This window comes from Microvirga sp. jy35 (assembly GCF_056148915.1).
In genome coordinates this window covers 18,529-35,834 of sequence record NZ_JBWBEW010000040.1, presented here as the reverse complement: position 1 = coordinate 35,834, position 17,306 = coordinate 18,529, and the positions used below count along the sequence as shown (strand labels likewise).

At 60.3% G+C, this 17,306-nt stretch carries 16 protein-coding genes and 1 pseudogene; 6 read left to right on the top strand and 11 right to left on the bottom strand.

Annotated elements, in window-relative coordinates:
* Nucleotides 1-10: 10 nt before the first annotated feature.
* The 6 genes from AC0QTX_RS22190 to AC0QTX_RS22165 all read right to left on the bottom strand — a co-directional run bounded on the left by AC0QTX_RS22190 (nt 11) and on the right by AC0QTX_RS22165 (nt 6,621).
* Complete coding sequence (locus tag AC0QTX_RS22190; RefSeq protein ID WP_474605996.1) at nt 11-1,435, bottom strand: FAD-binding oxidoreductase; 1,425 nt, start codon at nt 1,433-1,435, stop codon at nt 11-13.
* Nucleotides 1,432-2,121: an aspartate/glutamate racemase family protein gene (locus AC0QTX_RS22185; protein ID WP_474605995.1), complete on the bottom strand. Its 690-nt coding sequence runs from the start codon at nt 2,119-2,121 to the stop codon at nt 1,432-1,434. Before AC0QTX_RS22185 ends, AC0QTX_RS22190 begins: the two co-directional genes overlap by 4 nt.
* The gene (locus AC0QTX_RS22180) at nt 2,118-2,789 is read right to left on the bottom strand and encodes a flavin reductase family protein (RefSeq protein ID WP_474605994.1); all 672 of its coding nucleotides are present in this window, start codon (nt 2,787-2,789) and stop codon (nt 2,118-2,120) included. The genes AC0QTX_RS22185 and AC0QTX_RS22180 overlap by 4 nt, the downstream gene beginning before the upstream one ends.
* A gap of 4 nt (nt 2,790-2,793) precedes the next feature.
* Nucleotides 2,794-4,032, bottom strand: coding sequence for a hydantoinase/carbamoylase family amidase (locus AC0QTX_RS22175; RefSeq protein WP_474605993.1), 1,239 nt, complete (start codon nt 4,030-4,032; stop codon nt 2,794-2,796).
* Between the two features lie 5 nt (nt 4,033-4,037).
* Complete coding sequence (locus AC0QTX_RS22170) at nt 4,038-5,387, bottom strand: dihydroorotase (protein ID WP_474605992.1); 1,350 nt, start codon at nt 5,385-5,387, stop codon at nt 4,038-4,040.
* A 112-nt stretch (nt 5,388-5,499) separates the two neighbouring features.
* The gene (locus AC0QTX_RS22165) at nt 5,500-6,621 is read right to left on the bottom strand and encodes a DUF917 domain-containing protein (RefSeq protein ID WP_474605991.1); all 1,122 of its coding nucleotides are present in this window, start codon (nt 6,619-6,621) and stop codon (nt 5,500-5,502) included.
* A 119-nt stretch (nt 6,622-6,740) separates the two neighbouring features.
* Here AC0QTX_RS22165 and AC0QTX_RS22160 point away from each other — a divergent pair, with 119 nt between their 5' ends.
* The 6 genes from AC0QTX_RS22160 to hydA all read left to right on the top strand — a co-directional run bounded on the left by AC0QTX_RS22160 (nt 6,741) and on the right by hydA (nt 12,295).
* Nucleotides 6,741-7,667: a LysR family transcriptional regulator gene (locus AC0QTX_RS22160; protein WP_474605990.1), complete on the top strand. Its 927-nt coding sequence runs from the start codon at nt 6,741-6,743 to the stop codon at nt 7,665-7,667.
* A 126-nt stretch (nt 7,668-7,793) separates the two neighbouring features.
* Entirely contained in the window at nt 7,794-8,654 is an 861-nt protein-coding gene (locus AC0QTX_RS22155; RefSeq protein WP_474605989.1) for a substrate-binding periplasmic protein, read from the top strand.
* Entirely contained in the window at nt 8,654-9,421 is a 768-nt protein-coding gene (locus tag AC0QTX_RS22150; RefSeq protein WP_474606009.1) for an amino acid ABC transporter ATP-binding protein, read from the top strand. Before AC0QTX_RS22155 ends, AC0QTX_RS22150 begins: the two co-directional genes overlap by 1 nt.
* A gap of 9 nt (nt 9,422-9,430) precedes the next feature.
* Entirely contained in the window at nt 9,431-10,105 is a 675-nt protein-coding gene (locus AC0QTX_RS22145; RefSeq protein ID WP_474605988.1) for an amino acid ABC transporter permease, read from the top strand.
* A complete protein-coding gene (locus tag AC0QTX_RS22140) occupies nt 10,105-10,779 on the top strand; it encodes an amino acid ABC transporter permease (protein WP_474605987.1) in 675 nt (224 codons plus the stop codon). The genes AC0QTX_RS22145 and AC0QTX_RS22140 overlap by 1 nt, the downstream gene beginning before the upstream one ends.
* 28 nt (nt 10,780-10,807) lie before the next feature.
* Entirely contained in the window at nt 10,808-12,295 is a 1,488-nt protein-coding gene (gene hydA, locus AC0QTX_RS22135) for a dihydropyrimidinase (RefSeq protein ID WP_474605986.1), read from the top strand.
* 192 nt (nt 12,296-12,487) lie between these two features.
* Here hydA and groEL read toward each other — a convergent pair.
* The 5 genes and pseudogenes from groEL to AC0QTX_RS22110 all read right to left on the bottom strand — a co-directional run.
* A pseudogene (gene groEL, locus AC0QTX_RS22130) lies at nt 12,488-12,655 on the bottom strand (chaperonin GroEL); the annotation flags it as partial.
* Nucleotides 12,656-13,190: 535 nt separating this feature from the next.
* On the bottom strand, nt 13,191-14,741 hold the full coding sequence (locus AC0QTX_RS22125; RefSeq protein WP_474605985.1) for an amidase: 1,551 nt from the start codon (nt 14,739-14,741) through the stop codon (nt 13,191-13,193).
* Between the two features lie 25 nt (nt 14,742-14,766).
* The gene (locus AC0QTX_RS22120; RefSeq protein ID WP_474605984.1) at nt 14,767-15,465 is read right to left on the bottom strand and encodes an RraA family protein; all 699 of its coding nucleotides are present in this window, start codon (nt 15,463-15,465) and stop codon (nt 14,767-14,769) included.
* Between the two features lie 92 nt (nt 15,466-15,557).
* A complete protein-coding gene (locus AC0QTX_RS22115; protein WP_474605983.1) occupies nt 15,558-16,391 on the bottom strand; it encodes an aspartate dehydrogenase in 834 nt (277 codons plus the stop codon).
* Nucleotides 16,392-16,403: 12 nt separating this feature from the next.
* Nucleotides 16,404-17,294: a polysaccharide deacetylase family protein gene (locus tag AC0QTX_RS22110; RefSeq protein WP_474605982.1), complete on the bottom strand. Its 891-nt coding sequence runs from the start codon at nt 17,292-17,294 to the stop codon at nt 16,404-16,406.
* Nucleotides 17,295-17,306: the final 12 nt, after the last annotated feature.

Here is a 17,306-nt window from a genome sequence, read left to right as displayed (position 1 = left end):
ATCTCGTTCCTTAATGTTTTTCTGAGAGAGGCAGAAGTTTGCCCGGGTTGAGGAGCTCGGCGGGATCGAACAGTCCCTTCAATGCCGCCATAAGTTCCAGTTCGATGGGAGCCTTGTAGCGCGGCATGTCGCCGACGCGCAGCTGTCCGATTCCGTGTTCGGCACTAATGGAGCCCCGACAGGCCTTGGCCTCGTCATGTACGACCCGAGTGAGCCTCGGCGCTAAAATGGTGAAATCGGCCTCGCTCATGTCGGTGGTCCGCAACAGGTTATAATGCAGGTTGCCGTCGCCGAGATGGCCGAACACCACATGCCGGACGCCGGGAGAGATGGCCGCGACGGCTCTGTCCGCAGCCGCGATGAATTGTGCCATGCGAGCGACGGGAACCGAGATGTCGTGCTTGGCGGATTTTCCCTCGCGCACCAAGGCCTCGGATATCCCCTCACGCAGGCGCCAGAAGACTCTCGCCTGGGCGATGTCCTGGGCGATTGTCGCGTCGAGAGCAAGCTCTGCTTCGGACGCTGCGACGAGCGCATCCTCAAGCCGGGCATTCAGGGCTGCGTCATCATCCGTGTCCGACAGCCCCACCAGCACCAGTGCGGGAGGGACGGCCCCAAAGGGGATGCGAGCATCCGCGACGTGGCGAAGCACGAGGTTTATGCAAGCATCGGTCATGAATTCGAAGGCCGTCAGGCGATCGCCGCACTTGTCGCGCACGACGGCCAGCAACGAGAGTGCCGTTTCGGCATCCCGCACTGCGACGAGAGCAGTCGCCCGAGCCTTGGGTTCCGGGAACAGCTTCAGCACCGCGCCGGTGATGATTCCGAGCGTGCCTTCAGAGCCGATGAAGAGATCGCGCAGGGCATAACCGGTGTTATCCTTGCGCAGGGCTGTGAGACCATCCCAGATGCGACCGTCCGGCAGGGCCACTTCGAGGCCGAGGGTCAGTTCTCGCATCGTGCCGTAGCGCAGCACGGCAACCCCGCCCGCATTCGTCGCGAGATTACCCCCGATCGTGCAGCTTCCTTCGGCCCCGAGGCTCAAGGGGAAGTGGCGACCGACCTCTTTTGCGGCCGAATGAACGTGGGACAGCACGACGCCGGCATCGACGGTGATCGTGTTTCCAATGGGATCAATCTCGCGGATCCGGTTCATCCGCGTCAACGACAGGACGACTGCGCTCCCCGATGCATCGGGAGTTGCGCCGCCCGACATGCTCGTGTTGCCACCCTGCGGAACGATCGGAGTTCCCGTCTCGCGGCAAGCGGCGAGAACGGCCGCCACCTCCGCTGCAGAGCCGGGCCGGACCACCGCTTGGGCCGAGCCGTGGTACTTTCCGAGCCAATCATTGACGTACGGTGTCATCGATGCACCGTCGGTGAGAACGTTCCTCTCGCCGATAATGGCTGCAAGCCTGCTGAGGAGCTCGGTCATCGGGCTGACCCGACGGATGAACGGCCGCCCCAGCCCAGACGCACCTGGCCAACCGCCATGGTGACGGCCGCCTGCGTCGGCTCCACGACAGGGATCCCGAGCTCCCGCTCCAGCGTCTCACGGAAACGGGCCATGCCGGCGCATCCCATGACCAGAACGTCGGCTCCATGCGTGTCCCGGAGTGTCCGACCGACGTCGATCATGCGTCCGAGCGTACGCTGCCCGTCCGACAGTTCAGAGACGCCCAGGCCGATGGAGAGATCGGCGGCGAATCGATCGAGCACGCCCATCGCACCGAAATAACGAAGATGGCGCGGGATAGAGGTTGGCAGGATCGCAACGACGCCGAACCGCTGGCCGAGCGTCAGGGCCGTCAGGACGCCGCACTCGGCAATACCCATGACAGGCCGCGCACTCTGCTCGCGCAGGGCATGCATGCCCGGATCGGAGAAGCAGGCCACGACGAAGGCCTCTGCCTCGCTCTCGAGCGATGCCGCTTGCTTCAGGAGCGGTCCGACGATGCCGTCCACATCGCGCTGGGACTGGATACCCGGAGGGCCTTCATGCAGGGTCACGCAGGCGATGGCGGGACCATCGGCGGAACGGAGCGGCTCAACAGCAGCGTCGATGCCCGCCGTTACGCTTTCGTTGGAATTGGGATTGATGACGTAGATCGTTCCGCTCATAGTTCACCTTCATCCTTGTCAGCTCGCACCCTCTGTTGTTGCGCGCGCCATGCGTCGTAGCTCTGCCGCGGGACCTGAAAACGGTCCCGCGTCGTGACATACCAGTCTGCGCCGTGCAGGCGGCCGACGAGATCCAGCGCGTCGATATCGACATGAAAATTGCCGTCCACGAGGCCATCGCGGACGTGTAGATGGACGATCTCGCCCACGACGAGATTGCGGTGGCGGGTGCCGAATGACAGGGAGACTGTCTCGCGGCACTCAAGCTGCACCGGAGACGCGGCGATCCGCGGCGCGGCGACCTGTCGGCTCGGGGCCGAGGTCAAGCCCGCAGCGGCAAGCTCGTCGATCCCGGACGGCAGATCGATGGCGCAGATCGTCATGGCTTCCACGAGCGCGCGGTCCACCAGATTGACGACGAAGCTCCCCGTCGTACGGATGTTGCGCATCGTATCCTTCAGCGGCGCCTCTACTGGCTCACGGCCCTCGATGCCCAGGACCACGAGCGGCGGAGCATGGCTGAAAATATTGAAGAAGCTGAACGGCGCGGCGTTTACGTTTCCGTTCCCGTCGACGGTGGTTACGAGCGCGATTGGCCGCGGGAGGACAGTGTTCACCAGAAGCTTGTACAGGTTGCGGTCGGTGAGGTCGCTTGCGGCCCAATCCATGGCATCACCCGAGGGTTGCGTCGAGCCGACGCACAGTCTCGAAGAGGACGCGGGCGCCGTCGGCAGCCTGATGCGGTTCGATCGACTCCTCTGGCGCGTGGCTGCGGCCGTCGAGGCAAGGCACGAAGATCATACCAATCGGCCCGGTCAGCGCGACAAAGACGCCGTCGTGCCCTGCGCCGCTCGGCAGGTCCCGGGATGACAATCCAAGAGACGATGCAGCGGCCCTGATTGCATCCCGCACGACAGGAGCGCAGGGGGTCGGCGAAGCATGGCTCACAGGCTCTGCCTGAACTTCAAGCCTCAGTGCCTCCAGCGAAGGGCGAACCTCCTCGATCAATGTCTTGCCGAAGGTGCGGGTCGCGGCTTCGTCGCCGCACCGCACTTCAAGAACCATTTCGACTTCGCCCGGCACCGCGTTGGCCGCGTTCGGAAGAACATCCAGCTTTCCGATGGTAGCGACGAGGGGCTTGTTGCTGTCCGCCAGCGCGCGGGCATATACTGTCCCTACGATGTGAGCGGCACCGACCAATGCATCTGCCCGCAGAGGCATCGGCGTTGCGCCCGCATGATCGGCACGCCCCTTGACCGTGATGCGCTCCCGGTGAATGCCGACGATATCCGTGACGATTCCGATGGCGGTGCCCTCCTGCTCGAGCACACGCCCCTGTTCGATATGCACTTCCACATAGGCGGCCGTGCCGTCGGGAGAACGCTTGACGGAAGCGAGGCTTTCGGGATCTCCGCCGACATAGGCCAAGCCCTCTCTCAATGACATGCCGTCAGGCCGCCTGAGGTCCAGCATGCTGGCAGACAGCATCCCGGCCAAAGCCCTGCTGCCGATGCAAGACAGACCGAACTCGCTCGGCTCCTCGGCCAGGAAATCGTAGATCTCCAGCGGATGGCGCAGACGCTCGCCACATTCGACGAGGCTCTGTGCGACTTCGAGTCCGGCGAGCACGCCGAGGATGCCGTCGTAACGGCCGCCCGAGGGCACCGTGTCGGAGTGGGAACCGATGACGATCGGCTTCAGGTGCGGATCGGATCCGTCGAGCCGGCCGACGAGGTTTCCAGCGGCATCGACCGTCGTCTCGAGCCCGCCAGCGTGGAACTCGCTGACGAGCCATTCCCGCCCCTTTAGGAAGAGTGGCGAGAAGGAGCGGCGCGTCCACGGGCGGTCGGGATCGGTGATCCGCGACAGGGCCTCGATGCGTTCCCAGAGGCGATTGGCGTCGATGGCCACAGCCGTCACGCCGCCGGACGGAGGAAGCGGCCGTCCCCGGCGTTGTTGCGGATCGCCGATCCGTCCCAGGCGAGTGCGCCACGTACATAAGTCGCCGCTACGCGGACGGTGAACTCACGGCCTTCGAATGAGCTCCACTTGACGGCGGAGAGGCTCTTCGACGGATCGAACGGGAAGCGGCCGGGCTCAAGCACGACGATATCCGCATCGGCTCCGGCTTCGAGGCGCCCCTTATCGGCTAGGAGGAAAGCCTTCGCCGGTCCCTCGCAGAGTTGCTTGACCACCATGGTCGGCGAGACGCCGTGTTCCTCACAGCCCGTCCAGAAGGCCGGCAGCAGGGTTTCGATGCCTGGGCCGCCTGAGGTGTTCTTGAAGATGTTCGGATCGCTCTTCTTCTCCAGTCCCCATGAGACGTGGTCGGAGGAGACGAAGTCGCAATGTCCCGCAGCGATATGACTCCAGAGGAGCTCCGTTTCGGCCTTCGGGCGGATCGGCGGGTAGTGCTTTACCTTTGCGCCAAAGCGCCGGACATGCTCCTCTTCGTTCAGCATCAGATATTGCACGCAGCTCTCGATAGAAGCCTTGTAGCCGGCGCGCTTGTACATGTTGGCGATCTCGAAGCCACGCGAGGTCGAAACATGGACTGCGTGGGCGCGCGCGCCTGTCTCCGCGCCGATTTCGTAGATGCGGGCGGTGGCGAGGTTCTCGATCAGCGGCGTGTGCGCGCGGCCAAAGGCATCGGGCCCCGTGTCGCCGGCCTCGACGAGCCGGGCGATGTTGCGCCTCGTCATCTCCTGATCCTGGTTATGGACACCGCAGAGCAGGCCCGTCGGGGCAAGGCGCCTGAAGGCCTCGTGGATCGTGTCGTCGCCAATTCGCGGGAAACGGGTCGGATTAGCCTCGAATGTCGAGAACTTGAACGCGCATGCGCCCGCATCAACCAGACCCGGGATCGCATCAAGGCCATTCTCAACTGTAATCGTGGCATAGAGCGCCACATCGACGTGGGCGTCACGTTGGACCGTGGCGACCTTTTCGTTGAACAGGGTTGAGCTCGTAACCGGCTCCGGCTCGTCGTAGGGCATGTCGACCATGACCGTCACACCGCCTGCTGCCGCGGCGCGCGAGCACATGCCAATGCCTTCGTGGTTGGCTTGGCTGCCGGAATGAACCTGCCCGTCGATAACGCCGGGAATGATCCATTGACCACGGAAATCCTGAGACTCGCGAGCCGAGGGCGGCGTGCCTGTGCCGACGGCTGCCACTTTTCCACCGGAAACGGCGACATAGCCGTCCTCGATGATCCGGTCTGACAGAACTACGTTGCCGCGAAGGACGAGATCAAAATCGCTCATGAGAACCTGCTTGTTCGAGAGTGGCGGACAAAGCCGACGTTTCATGCGGCCAGCATATCGACAGCCGTTCAAAACCGATCATGCTTATTCTGGCATGCTTCATAACAGCGTGTTATTCCTTGCCGTGGGACAACTCGGTGCGGTTCCGGCCCAGAGCATAGCTCGTCAAGTCGAGACCCAAAGCCTCCTCGACGACGGGGTACACGCTGGGATCCGACACGCTGGCGCTGAGCGGGATGTGACTTTTCGCGATGCGCAGGATGGCGAGTTCCATGCCTTCCCGTACATGGCCGACGCTGATCGGCGTGCCGTCGTGGTTGAGCGTGGTGATGACGTCCGGATAGGTTGCGACACGCTGCCCTTCGAGGTCGGTCACAGCCATATATTCATTCATCACGTGCAGAATACGGGCACTCTTCCCCTCACCGATCTGAATGGTACCGACATCGAAGGCCTGCCGGGTATATTCGATGGATTTCCGGATGACTTTGCCTTGGCCGACCACCACGCCCGACGTCTGGTCGCAGATGGCATCGATGACGGCGCGGCCGCCGTTCGGCCTTGCAGCCAAGATACGTTCGCCCAGTGCCAATGCCATCGAGATACCACCCAGGGCCGCGTGCTGTCGCACGTAGGAGGCAGGAACGGGGTTGCGGCAGGAAGCAATGAAGCCTCCAGACATGTCGGAGGCTGTGCGCAGGATCGGCGAGACCTTCGCAGTCGTGCCGCGGACCACAAGCTCGATGTAAGCGTTCTGGGACCGGTTCCCGCCCGCCGCCGTCTGGATCGTCGCTTCAGGGCTGCTGGCGAGTCCGATCGATCCCATGTCGCCCGTAGGATGCGCCCGAATATCGCCCACTGCATCGATGACCTTTGTGCCTAGAACCGCACCGGGCAGCCAAGCATTCAGCGTGCTCGACATACCGTTCTGACCGATCATCAGCCCGTAGACCGCCTTGCCGAGAGCGTCCTGCAGCAGCTCGACGGCACGCACGTAGTCGATCCCGAGCATCTGCCAATCGGTTGTTCCTGCCGGGGCCCCAATGGCAGCCGCTGTTGCGATGATGGCGTCGTCGGGAACTTCGTCCAGGGTGACGAGCTCAGGCTGGCCTGTCATGACCGCGGCCTGGCCCAGCATGCGGCCATGATCCGGCCAGCCGCCTCCGCCCGCCGCAAAGATCGATCCCCCGGCGATCGCCGCCTCAACATCGCCCATGGTCAGAATCCGTCTCATGTCCCCTCCCTCGCCGACGCGGCCTGCAGCGACGTACCGGTCCATAAGAGACCATAGTGGGTGTTATCCCATCAGGAACATGCTATTTCTGCGTCAGGTCATAACCGGATGTTATCTCTATGCGCTTCAATCTACGTCAGATCGAGGTGTTCCGCGCTGTTATGGTGACAGGCTCGATTAGCGGTGCGGCTCGCCTGTTGGCGGTATCGCAACCCGCGATCAGCCGGTTGCTCGCATATACGGAAGATCGTCTCGGCCTGAAGCTCTTTGAGCGCGTAAAAGGCCGCGTCCAGCCAACCCCCGAGGCCAAGCGCCTTTTTGCGGAAGTGGATCAAGTCCACCAGGGCGTGCTGCGGGTCAACAACCTTGCGCAGGAGTTGCGCGAGCGTGGTACGGGCGGCATGCATGTTGTCGCGAGCCCAAGCGTCGGCCAGGCTTTCGTGCCTGAGGCTATCTGCCTCTTCCGGCACCACTTTCCTGATGTGCGGGTCGAGTTCGAGATTCTAACCCTGCCGGAGCTTGTAGCCCGTGTCAGCGCAAACCGGGTGGATTTAGCCCTTTCAGTCCTACCGGTCGATGAGCCAACCATTGTGGATACAACCATCCTTGAGGGAAGCCTCAGGGTCATCGTCCCGCGTGGCCATGAGCTTGCTCAGATGTCCGTGATTACCCCTGCTGATCTAGCGCCTTATTCTCTAATCGGCTATGGCCCGCAAACTCCCTATGGCCTCCATGTCGAGAACGCCCTTGCGGCAAGTGGCGCATCGCTTCGGTTTGACACTGTCGTGCGGTTCACGCCCGTGGCCTGCTCCCTGGTCCAGGCTGGAGCCGGTGTCGGTATCGTTGATGAATTCGTGATCCGCGGTGGTACGTGGCCCAAGATCGAGACGCGACCGTTCCTGCCGCACACACGGATGCACATTCACCTTCTCAAATCGCGCTTGGAACCTCTGTCGCGCGTAGCTCAGGCATTCGCGAAAATCTTGTACGACCTTGCAGGCGAACGTGCATCGAAATCCAATAGTGACTTAAACATTGTTACTTAACATAACGTTATGCCTTGGCCATAAGATAGCATGGGCAAGGAATGGGTCACTGCTGATACGCTGATCTATGGATGGGCTTTTTCCATCAAAAATTATAAGGGAACAGAGGATATGTGGATTTCGTCGATGAAGGGAATGCGCGCTGCAGCCCAAGGCCTAGCTCTCGCCGCTCTGCTCACAACTCCCGCCCTGGCACAGGATGCCGATCACCCGCAGAACGAAAAGCTGAAGATCGCGTGTGACCTCGGTTTCGCTCCGTTCTGCTTCAAGAAGGCCTCAGGCGAGATCACCGGCTTCACCTATGATTTCGCGGATGCCATCGCGAAGAAGCTCGGTCGTCCAGGCATCGATGTAACCGATAGCAACTTTTCGGCAATCTTTGCAGGCCTGTTCTCCAAGCGTTACGAGATGATCCCGGCGCCGACAAACATCACCGCCGAACGTGCGGCCCAGATGTTGTTCAGCGAACCCTACATGCCGACCGGGATGGGCTTCCTGACCAAGAAAGGCGCCAAGATCGCCAACCTTGAAGATTTGAAGGGTAAGGAACTCACTGTCAATAACGGCAGCGTCTCGGACAAGTGGCTCACGGACAATGAGGCAAAATACGGCTATTCAATCCAGCGCTACAATAAGAATGCGGATGCCGTGCAGGCAGTTATGATCGGCCGCGCGTTCGCGAATGTCGCAGATGCTCCCGTCTCGCGCTACGTCTCGACTCAGGTTCCCAATACCGAGGTTCCTTTCGTTCTCGACAGCGGCCGGAACTTCGGCATCGCCTTTCGGAAGGAAGATACGGCTTTCCGTGCCAAGGTCGAAGAAGCTGTCGAGTGCCTGAAGACGGACGGTACCCTCGCCAAAATCCATGAGAAATGGTTCGGTGTGGCGCCGGAGGAAGGGTCCTCCACCGTGAAGGTCTATCCCGGCACGGGAGCGCCCGACTTCGAGGGCTACGATGCTACCGAGCGCAAGACGTCCTGCCAGTGATGATTGCACAAGACAGCATCGGCCCCAACGGTGACGGCGACATCGTCGTCATCGATGGGCTCCGTAAATCGTATGGTGCCGTGGAGGTTCTTCGCGGCATCGACCTCAAAGTCAAGAAGGGCGAGGCCGTCGTTATCGTCGGCTCGTCCGGCTCGGGCAAGAGCACCTGCCTGCGATGCATCAATCGCCTCGAGGAGCCAACCAGTGGACGTATCGTTGTCGGTGGGCACGAGGCTACAGGCAAGAACGTGGATCTTAACGCTCTGCGACGGCGTATCGGCATGGTGTTCCAGAGCATCAATCTCTACCCGCACAAGACGGCACTTGGTAACGTGACGCTAGCTCTGCGCAAGGTCATTGGCCTTTCCAAGGCCGAGGCGGATGCGAAGGCCCTCAAGCACCTTGAACTCGTAGGCCTCGCACATAAAGCGGACTCCTACCCAGCTCAGCTCTCGGGCGGCCAACAGCAACGCGTGGGTATCGCCCGTGCCATGGCGCTCGAACCGCAGGTGATGCTCTTCGACGAGCCAACCTCTGCTCTGGATCCAGAGCTGGTCGGCGAAGTGCTCAACGTAATGGTGCGCACGAAAGAGTTGGGTATGACCATGATCGTGGTCACGCATGAGATGCAGTTTGCCCGGGACGTGGCAGATCGGGTGGTCTTTATGGATCACGGGTCGGTGCTGGCGCAAGGCACGCCGGAGGAGATCCTTGTTTCGCCGCAGAACCCCCGCATTCGCGAATTCGTCACTCGTACCAAGTCCTGACGGCAGCCGATGGATCAAATCGTTCGATACTTCTTCGACTTTCCGCTGATGGCGGACTACTGGCCGGATATTCTCAGGGGGTTTCTCATCACGGTCGAGATGTCAGTGCTGACGGTCGTGATCGGGATTCCGCTCGGGCTCCTGATTGCTATCATCCGGCTCTACGGCATCAAACCACTGAACGCGCTGATCATCTTCTATATCGACTTCTTTCGTTCGATTCCGCAGCTTGTGCTGATCGTGCTCGCCTATTTCGCGCTGCCCCATCTAGGACTCATCTTAGACCCGTTCACCGCCACTGTGGTCGCTCTTGCGATCGTTCTGTCGGCATTTGCGGAAGAGATCTTCTGGGCCGGCATCAACGCAGTCCATAAAGGGCAATGGGAGGCAGGTCGCTCGACAGGCTTAGGATTCACCCAGACGCTTGCCTATATCATCTTGCCTCAAGTGGTGCGGATATCCATTCCGCCCCTCACCAACCGCGCCATCGGCATTAGCAAGGGCACCACGCTCGGCTCAGTCATTGCTGTTCCAGAACTGCTTAGTGTCACATCGAGCATCCAGTCTAACGTTGCAAATCCGACTGCCTTGACGGTTGGCGCGCTTCTCTTTCTCGCTCTGTTCCTGCCCTTCGTGCGCTTCACACGCTGGCTTGAGCAGGCCTACGCCCATCCGAGGTCATAATGAGCGAGCTCGTCACCACCTTCTTCAATCTCGACGTTCTCCGGGAAGTCTGGCCCCTTCTCGTCGAGGGACTGTGGCTGACTCTTGCCTTGGCGGCAGTTGCGGTGCCGCTGTCCATTGTCATCGGTCTTGTCATCGCAGTGGCGCAAGACCTGCGCAGCACCCCACTACGCATGGTGCTCGTTGCCTATGTCGACACGCTGCGGGCGATCCCGCCTCTCGTCCTACTCATTTTCATTTTCTTCGGCCTTCCTTTCCTCGGACTTAGCCTTGGGGAATTCTCGGCAGCCGTTCTCGCTCTGACGCTAAACGGCTCAAGCTATTTCGCCGAAATTTTCCGAGCGGGGCTTGAATCCGTACCGAAGGGCCAGCGGGAAGCCGCCCGATCGACAGGTCTCAGCTGGCTCCAAAGCATTACATATGTTGTCGCACCGCAGGGGACACGCAACGTGCTGCCGGATCTGGTCAGCAACACGGTAGAGCTCGTCAAGCAGACTTCTATTGCGTCTGCGGTGGCGCTGCAGGAGTTGCTGCGCTCGGCACAAATTGCGCAAGGTCTTCTCTACAACCCGACCCCGCTCGTGGCGGCGGCCATCGTGTACTTCCTCATGTTCTGGCCGTTCGTGCGCCTGGTATCCCGGATGCAGAACAAGACCGTTATGCATTCAGCCTGACCTTTTAGCGGCGGAGGCCGAGATCCTTATGAGCACGCAATCCTTCGACAAAGTGATCCGCGGCGGGCGAGCCGTGACTCCAAGGGGTACTGCGGAAACGGATATTGGCATCCGCGACGGCCAGATCGCGGTGCTAGGCTCAGGGCTCTCGGCCACCGCCACGGCCGAGGTGATCGACGCGAGCGGTCTTCTCGTTCTCCCTGGTGGTGTGGATGCCCACTGCCACATCGACCAAATGGTCTCAAGCGGGGCCCGTACCGCGGATGATTTCGAGGGGGCGAGTGTCGCGGCAGCCTTTGGTGGAACCACGACGCTGATCTCCTTCGCAGCCCAGCACAGGGGCCAGAGCCTCCGTCGCGTGGTCGAGGAGTATAAGACCCGTGCACAAGGCAAGTCGGTGCTCGACTATGGCTTCCACCTGATAGTGACGGATGCCTCGCAGCAGACGCTGGACGTTGATCTACCTGCGCTCGTGAAAGAGGGCTTCACGTCGGTGAAGATTTATCTCACCTACGATGCCCTTCGTCTCGACGACCGCGCGGCGCTCGACGTTCTGACAGCAGTCCGACGCGAGGGGGCGATGCCGCTCATCCATGCAGAGAGCCACGACATGATTGCGTGGTTCACCGAAAAGCTCCTGGCATCGGGTTACGACCAGATCCGCCATCTGGCCGATGCGCGACCCAGGCTGGCGGAGCGCGACGCGGTGCACCATGCCGTCTCCTTAGCAGAGCTTGTCAACATTCCAATCGTGCTCGTTCATATGTCCAGCGCGGAAGCGGTTGAACAGGTCCGCTGGGCCAGGAGGCGCGGCTTCCCCATCTATGCTGAAACCTGCCCTCAGTATCTGGTCTTGACACGCGAGGCCCTCGACCGGCCGTCCTTCGAAGCTGCCAAGTTCTGCTGCAGCCCTCCACTGCGCGACAGGGCGAGTCAGGACGCGCTGTGGTCGGCCCTAAATGATGGCACACTGTCGATCCTTTCCTCGGATCACTCTGCCTTCGTGATGGAGGGTCCGGACGGAAAGCTGAGAGATGGTCCTGACACCGCCTTCAACCGGGTCCAATACGGCATGCCCGGCTTGGAGCTTCGGCTTCCCCTCATTTTCTCGGAGGGCGTCGGGACTGGACGTCTATCAATCGAGCGGTTCGTCGAGGTGACGGCCACCGAGCCCGCGCGCCTTTATGGCCTCGCGGGCCGCAAGGGTGTCATCGCCCCAGGCGCTGACGCCGATCTTGTCATCTGGGACCCCAAGAAGCAGATTAGGATCACTCCCGAGGCCTTGCACGACGGCCTTGGCTGGACACCCTATGAGGGACGCCATGTGACAGGCATGCCTGTGATGACGATGGCGCGCGGCACAGTTGTTTGTCGCGAGGGTGAGCGACTCGCTGCAGGTGGGCACGGCCGCCTCCTCGCGCGAGCCCGGCCGGAGGCCTGCGCCATCAACACGCCGCCGGCCACTGGATTTGATGTAGTGAGCGGCCATTTCATTTGTGACGCGCCGGCATCATAGATCGTTCAACACGACGGATCGAACTCTATGGACCACCTCGATGTGATCGTCCTCGGCACAGATGTCGTCGGACTTGTGATCGCGCGGGAACTCGCTCGTCAAGATCTCGGTGCTCGTACGTTCGCTTCTGCACCAGTGAAAAAGGCCCCGGCGTGATCCGATGGCTTTCCGGTGGGATGATAGGAGCAGGACTTAGAAGGCCATGCCACCCATGCCGCTGCCCATACCACCACTTGGCATGGCCGGTCCGGATTCCTTCTTCGGAGCCTCGGCAACCATGGCCTCGGTGGTGACCAGCAGGCCAGCCAAGGACGCTGCATTCTGCAGAGCCGTGCGCACGACCTTGGCAGGATCGACGATACAGAAAGCGCTGTCCGCCTGGTGGCACCCGAGACTGGCATGGGCCGGTAACTGGAGCGGCTCCTGGCTCGAGCAGGACAGTTAGGATCGGCAGCAAGACCAATCCTTGAGATCAACCCGTGCCATGACCTCATTGTCGCCCTGGCAGATCTAGGAGATGTCGAACAAACCCTGCGAGAAGACGAGGCCCATCTCCTGCTGGACGAAGCACGGATCCTGGACGGTGAACTCCCAGCTGATGCAAAGGCATTCTCACAGCGGCTCGCTAGGGTAATGCGGCGGTGCGTGCCGTAAGAGGCAATCGCAAATGATCTTCGCGGGAGTGCGGTCACCAACGACTGCCTCCTGCCATTTCCCAGGGTGTCGGCCGACCAATTGACCTTTAGGTCTCAAAGGCTGGGTTGAGGGCCGCCTGCACTCATGACGCTGGAGGCCAGCGCACAGCAGCGACCCACATCTGTAAACACGCATGAGGCACTTACTGCGCTTAGTCCGGGATCCAGGTTAGGTCAGAACGGATTGAGACTGCCAGGTCCTAGTCGAGGCTCTGACGCATAGTTTCTGCCAGCGCCAGCAGATCGTAATCGGAAAATGGACGGCCGATGACCTGTAAGCCTATTGGGATATTGTTTGCATCAACGCCCACGGGGATTGAAAGCGATGGCAGACCCAAGAAGCTGAAAGGGCGATTCATGCTCAGGAACTCTAGGCTCAAAGCCCCTCCTGCTTCGGCATCGTCAGGAATGTGATCGACCCGAGGAGCGCTGATGCGGATTGTGGGACAGACAAGGATGTCTGCATCGCTGAGCGCTTGGGCAAGAACCTCAGCCAGATACTTACCTCTCAGCCTGAGCACGCTCTGATAATCCTCCCTCCTGACGCAGGCTGCTGTCAACAAGCGCCGTCGAACAGAAGGAGGATAGTATTCAGGGTGGCGGGCGAGGGCGTCGCCGTGAACGGCATCCGCCTCATAGGATGTTATGATTGAGGCGCAGGCATTGAGATCGTCAATCGATGGGAATGGTATTTCGACCAACTCCGCGCCCAAGCTCACCAATGCATCGCACGTTCTACGAAACGCTCCTGTAACAGCATCGTCCATGCCGGCGAGCAGCTCGGCGGTGTTCGTTCCAATCTTAACACCTTCCAGCGTCACTCCAAGGCTATATCGCGGATGGGATTGCCCCTTATCCTCCACCTTCTCGCTGGCGTCTTGCGGCCAATCGGAGATAACGCCCAGAACTCGCCCTATGCGAGCAGGACTTTCGGCAAGGATTCCGATCGTATCGTGAGACGCAGAGAGCGGCACGACCCCGGGATCTTGGATGAGGCCGTGTGTTGGCTTCAATCCATAAACACCGCACAGAGAGGCTGGAATTCGGACTGAGCCACCAGTGTCAGTTCCAAGAGCGAAAGGCACGATCCCTGCGGCAACTGCGGCAGCGGCACCGCTCGACGATCCGCCGACAGCGTAGGCAGGGCCGTGCGGATTTAGAACTCGACCATGATATGAGTTGAAGCCAGTAGCTGTGTAACAATGTGGGTCGAGATTAAGCGCCCCAATCGGAATCGCGCCAGCGTCTACAAGCCGCATCAGCGCCACACTGTGCGATTGGCTTTCCCACTGGTAGCCCTGCCCGACTCCCGCTGTCGGATGCCGGTCCGCCGTAGAAAGCACATCCTTATAAGCGAATGGGATGCCATAGAGTGGGTATTGCGTGCTGTGGTTCTCCTCGTGAAGACGCCTTGCGAGCTGTTCTGCTTTTCTCGGGAAAATCTCAATGAAGCAGTTGAGCTGATGGGCAGTATCAGCGGCTCTTTCTAGGGCACGATCCGTTGCAGGAATCGGTCCATCTCGATTGGCTTCCCACTCCATCCATGCGGAGGAGCTTGAGACTTGAGGCCTAGAGAACGTCTCGAGCATCCGACCGAAAGCGTTCGTATCGTCGCTTGCCTTAAGTGTCGGCTCAAGACGCTCCATCATAGCAGATATGCGGCCAAGGTCAGTGGTAACCGCTTTCACCTCGTCGTTCGTCACCGACAGTCCACGCTCAGCGAGCCGCGCCGAAACTTGATCCTGTGACATGCTTAAGAGTTCTCCCGTCGCACGATCAGACATGACCAAACTTCTTAAGTGCCTCTGCGAGCGTCATCCCCGCGGATAGCTCTGCCCGGATCGAGACCTCTGTACTGGTTAGCCTCTCTGCCTCTTCAAGAACCTGTTCGACAATCGCAGCCGGGATGGTAAGGACGCCATCCTCATCGCCGAGGATGAAATCACCTGGCTCAATCTTTACAAGGCTGGTCGTTGCGCCCTGTAAAAATACGGGAGTCTGCCACGCATTGACCTTCCAACGTCCAATTGACTGAGTCGGCGTTCTGTATCGCGCAAAGACGGGAAATTCATGCTGGCCGATCCAGCGGACATCCCGAATACCTCCGTCGACGAGAGATCCCACGCAGCCACGTTCCTTCATCCCGATGGCGATGAGTTCTCCGAAATAGCAGATACCCTCCCCGTCACCGCTCCAGACAGTAACCTCGCCAGGCGAGATGCCCTGGCAAGCCTTCATCTTTTCTGGATCTCCGCCGAGCGGAAACGGCGTCATCTGACCCCGAATTGTATATGCCCAGCCCGCCAGGCGACCGCTGGTCGCTGGGAAGGGTGAGAACTCTGCTGCCAGTCCTTGATGTGGATAGCCTAGATTGTCGAGAACATCGGCGACATTAGAGGTGTCGACCTTGAGAAAGCGGAGGCGAATCTCCTCTTTCTTCTGATGATCGATTGTGGGGGCGATCGAATCCATCATGGCATTTCCTCTTTGAATAGCTCTGGATGTCGCAGTAGATCAACAATCCGGGATTGAGCCGTCGGTACTGGTGAAAGGGTTTCAGGCGCTGACTATGAGCCTACTCGCAGAGGGGCCCTCATCTTCCGGAGGCATGCGATAACGGAGAGGGCTGTAATCCGCCCTGTCTTCGGGTTATCTGACGGTATATTCTCAATCGACATCGAAAAACTCGCTGAGTCCGAGTCCACCTCGATGCGGTGCGTATTGCGGTAAAGCGACGGATCTGCCCAGATCTCCAGCGTCGTCCGATCAGGGCCGATCCCCGCGAGCGACAGCGCGACAGCCACGTTCAAATTGGCCGGAAAACCAATAGCGGCTTCTCGGGGGGTGCCATTGAATACCCGGACCGGCTCTCTGATATGTTCAATCTCGATATTGTTCTGAACAAGATAGGGTGCTCCAACCAGTCCTTTCACGGGCTTTCGTGTGATCATCCGGACTGAGTGAATGGTGCCCTCAGCCGCAGCCGTAACAGCATCGAGCCCGATTAGGGCACCCGTTGGTACGATGATCTGCCCCCCGTGCTCCCGCGCCACCTCAACTAAGGCTTCGTGAGACAGGATCGCACCAGCACTTAGCACGATCACAGTCTTGCCTGCCTTCAGAAACGGCTCCGCTATAGTGGGCAAGAGCTGCGCAGGTGCACACTCGACAACGACGTCGGCGAGGGGCTCGAGCTCCTCGATGGCAACCACCGGCACCCGCTGCTTGAGATGGGACAACCGCTCCTCGGCTCTCTTGCGATCATTGGCCGAGACCGCCGCGAGCTTGCAACCTGGCAAGCCTTCGTCGAGAACCTGTGCAATCTTTTGGCCCACTGCACCTAGGCCGGCGACTGCCACCCGCAGCGACGGACGTGCCGCTGCGTTCGAAACTGTGCTCATGATCTAAGCCCTCTAGTGATCGCTGCCAGGTGGTGGAAACCGCGATGCGTAGTGATCGGCGATCTGCCCCGACGTTGTGAACCAGACCTCGTCCTTGTGTTGTGCCAAGTGCTCGAGGACACGGCGGAACTGTTTGATTCGGAACGGCTGTCCGATGATGAACGTGTGAATGGTGATGCCATAGACGAGGGACTGGTGCTTTGATTGTTCCAGCAACTCGTCGAAGTTATCGATCGCCATGTCAGCGAATGCTGGGGCAGTACCATCGTGCATGACGATCATCGGGACGTCATTCACCTCATGTGGGTAGGGGACGCTCAGAAGCGGTCCTCCACGGGTCTGCATCCAGACAGGCTGATCATCCATCGGCCAATCAAGCGTATAAGCGTAGCCGGCATCAGCGAGGAGATCCTCGGTGTTGGCGCTGGGATGGGCACCAGGACTCATCCAACCGCGTGGCGGCTTCTCTTCGTGCTTCCTGATCGCGTCTGTCGCCTCTTGAATGAGGCCCGCCTCCGCCTCAGGAGACATTCCATTCTGGTGTTCTGAGTTCGTGCGGCCATGAGCGACGATCTCGTCGCCGCGCTTGCGATGTGCGGCGACGAGTTCCGGACAATGGTCATAGCATTCGGTGTTCAGGAGAACGGTGATCGGCAGCTGGTACTCTTCGAAAAGCTCAATGAGTCGCCAGCCCCCGACGCGATTACCGTACTCGCGCCACGCCCAGTTGTAGGTGTTGGGGTGGATTAAGCCTGGTGAATATGGCAGGCCGAGCCCAGTCCCATAAGAGAAGTGCTCCACACAGATCGCGAAATAGACGGCCAGCCTCTTGTCACCCGGCCATGTGAAGGCCGGGCGGTTGACGATTCCTGAGTATGGGAAACGACCGTGCGAAGGAAGCATTGTTGCCTCGCT

What these genes read in the sequence shown, in the direction of transcription:
- AC0QTX_RS22190 (WP_474605996.1), bottom strand. Translation starts at nt 1,435, where the DNA reads ATGACCGAGCTCCTCAGCAGGCTTGCAGCCATTATCGGCGAGAGGAAC.
- AC0QTX_RS22185 (WP_474605995.1), bottom strand. Translation starts at nt 2,121, where the DNA reads ATGAGCGGAACGATCTACGTCATCAATCCCAATTCCAACGAAAGCGTA.
- AC0QTX_RS22180 (WP_474605994.1), bottom strand. Translation starts at nt 2,789, where the DNA reads ATGGATTGGGCCGCAAGCGACCTCACCGACCGCAACCTGTACAAGCTT.
- AC0QTX_RS22170 (WP_474605992.1), bottom strand. Translation starts at nt 5,387, where the DNA reads ATGAGCGATTTTGATCTCGTCCTTCGCGGCAACGTAGTTCTGTCAGAC.
- AC0QTX_RS22165 (WP_474605991.1), bottom strand. Translation starts at nt 6,621, where the DNA reads ATGAGACGGATTCTGACCATGGGCGATGTTGAGGCGGCGATCGCCGGG.
- AC0QTX_RS22160 (WP_474605990.1), top strand. Translation starts at nt 6,741, where the DNA reads ATGCGCTTCAATCTACGTCAGATCGAGGTGTTCCGCGCTGTTATGGTG.
- AC0QTX_RS22155 (WP_474605989.1), top strand. Translation starts at nt 7,794, where the DNA reads ATGAAGGGAATGCGCGCTGCAGCCCAAGGCCTAGCTCTCGCCGCTCTG.
- AC0QTX_RS22150 (WP_474606009.1), top strand. Translation starts at nt 8,654, where the DNA reads ATGATTGCACAAGACAGCATCGGCCCCAACGGTGACGGCGACATCGTC.
- AC0QTX_RS22145 (WP_474605988.1), top strand. Translation starts at nt 9,431, where the DNA reads ATGGATCAAATCGTTCGATACTTCTTCGACTTTCCGCTGATGGCGGAC.
- AC0QTX_RS22140 (WP_474605987.1), top strand. Translation starts at nt 10,105, where the DNA reads ATGAGCGAGCTCGTCACCACCTTCTTCAATCTCGACGTTCTCCGGGAA.
- hydA (WP_474605986.1), top strand. Translation starts at nt 10,808, where the DNA reads ATGAGCACGCAATCCTTCGACAAAGTGATCCGCGGCGGGCGAGCCGTG.
- AC0QTX_RS22125 (WP_474605985.1), bottom strand. Translation starts at nt 14,741, where the DNA reads ATGTCACAGGATCAAGTTTCGGCGCGGCTCGCTGAGCGTGGACTGTCG.
- AC0QTX_RS22120 (WP_474605984.1), bottom strand. Translation starts at nt 15,465, where the DNA reads ATGATGGATTCGATCGCCCCCACAATCGATCATCAGAAGAAAGAGGAG.
- AC0QTX_RS22115 (WP_474605983.1), bottom strand. Translation starts at nt 16,391, where the DNA reads ATGAGCACAGTTTCGAACGCAGCGGCACGTCCGTCGCTGCGGGTGGCA.
- AC0QTX_RS22110 (WP_474605982.1), bottom strand. Translation starts at nt 17,294, where the DNA reads ATGCTTCCTTCGCACGGTCGTTTCCCATACTCAGGAATCGTCAACCGC.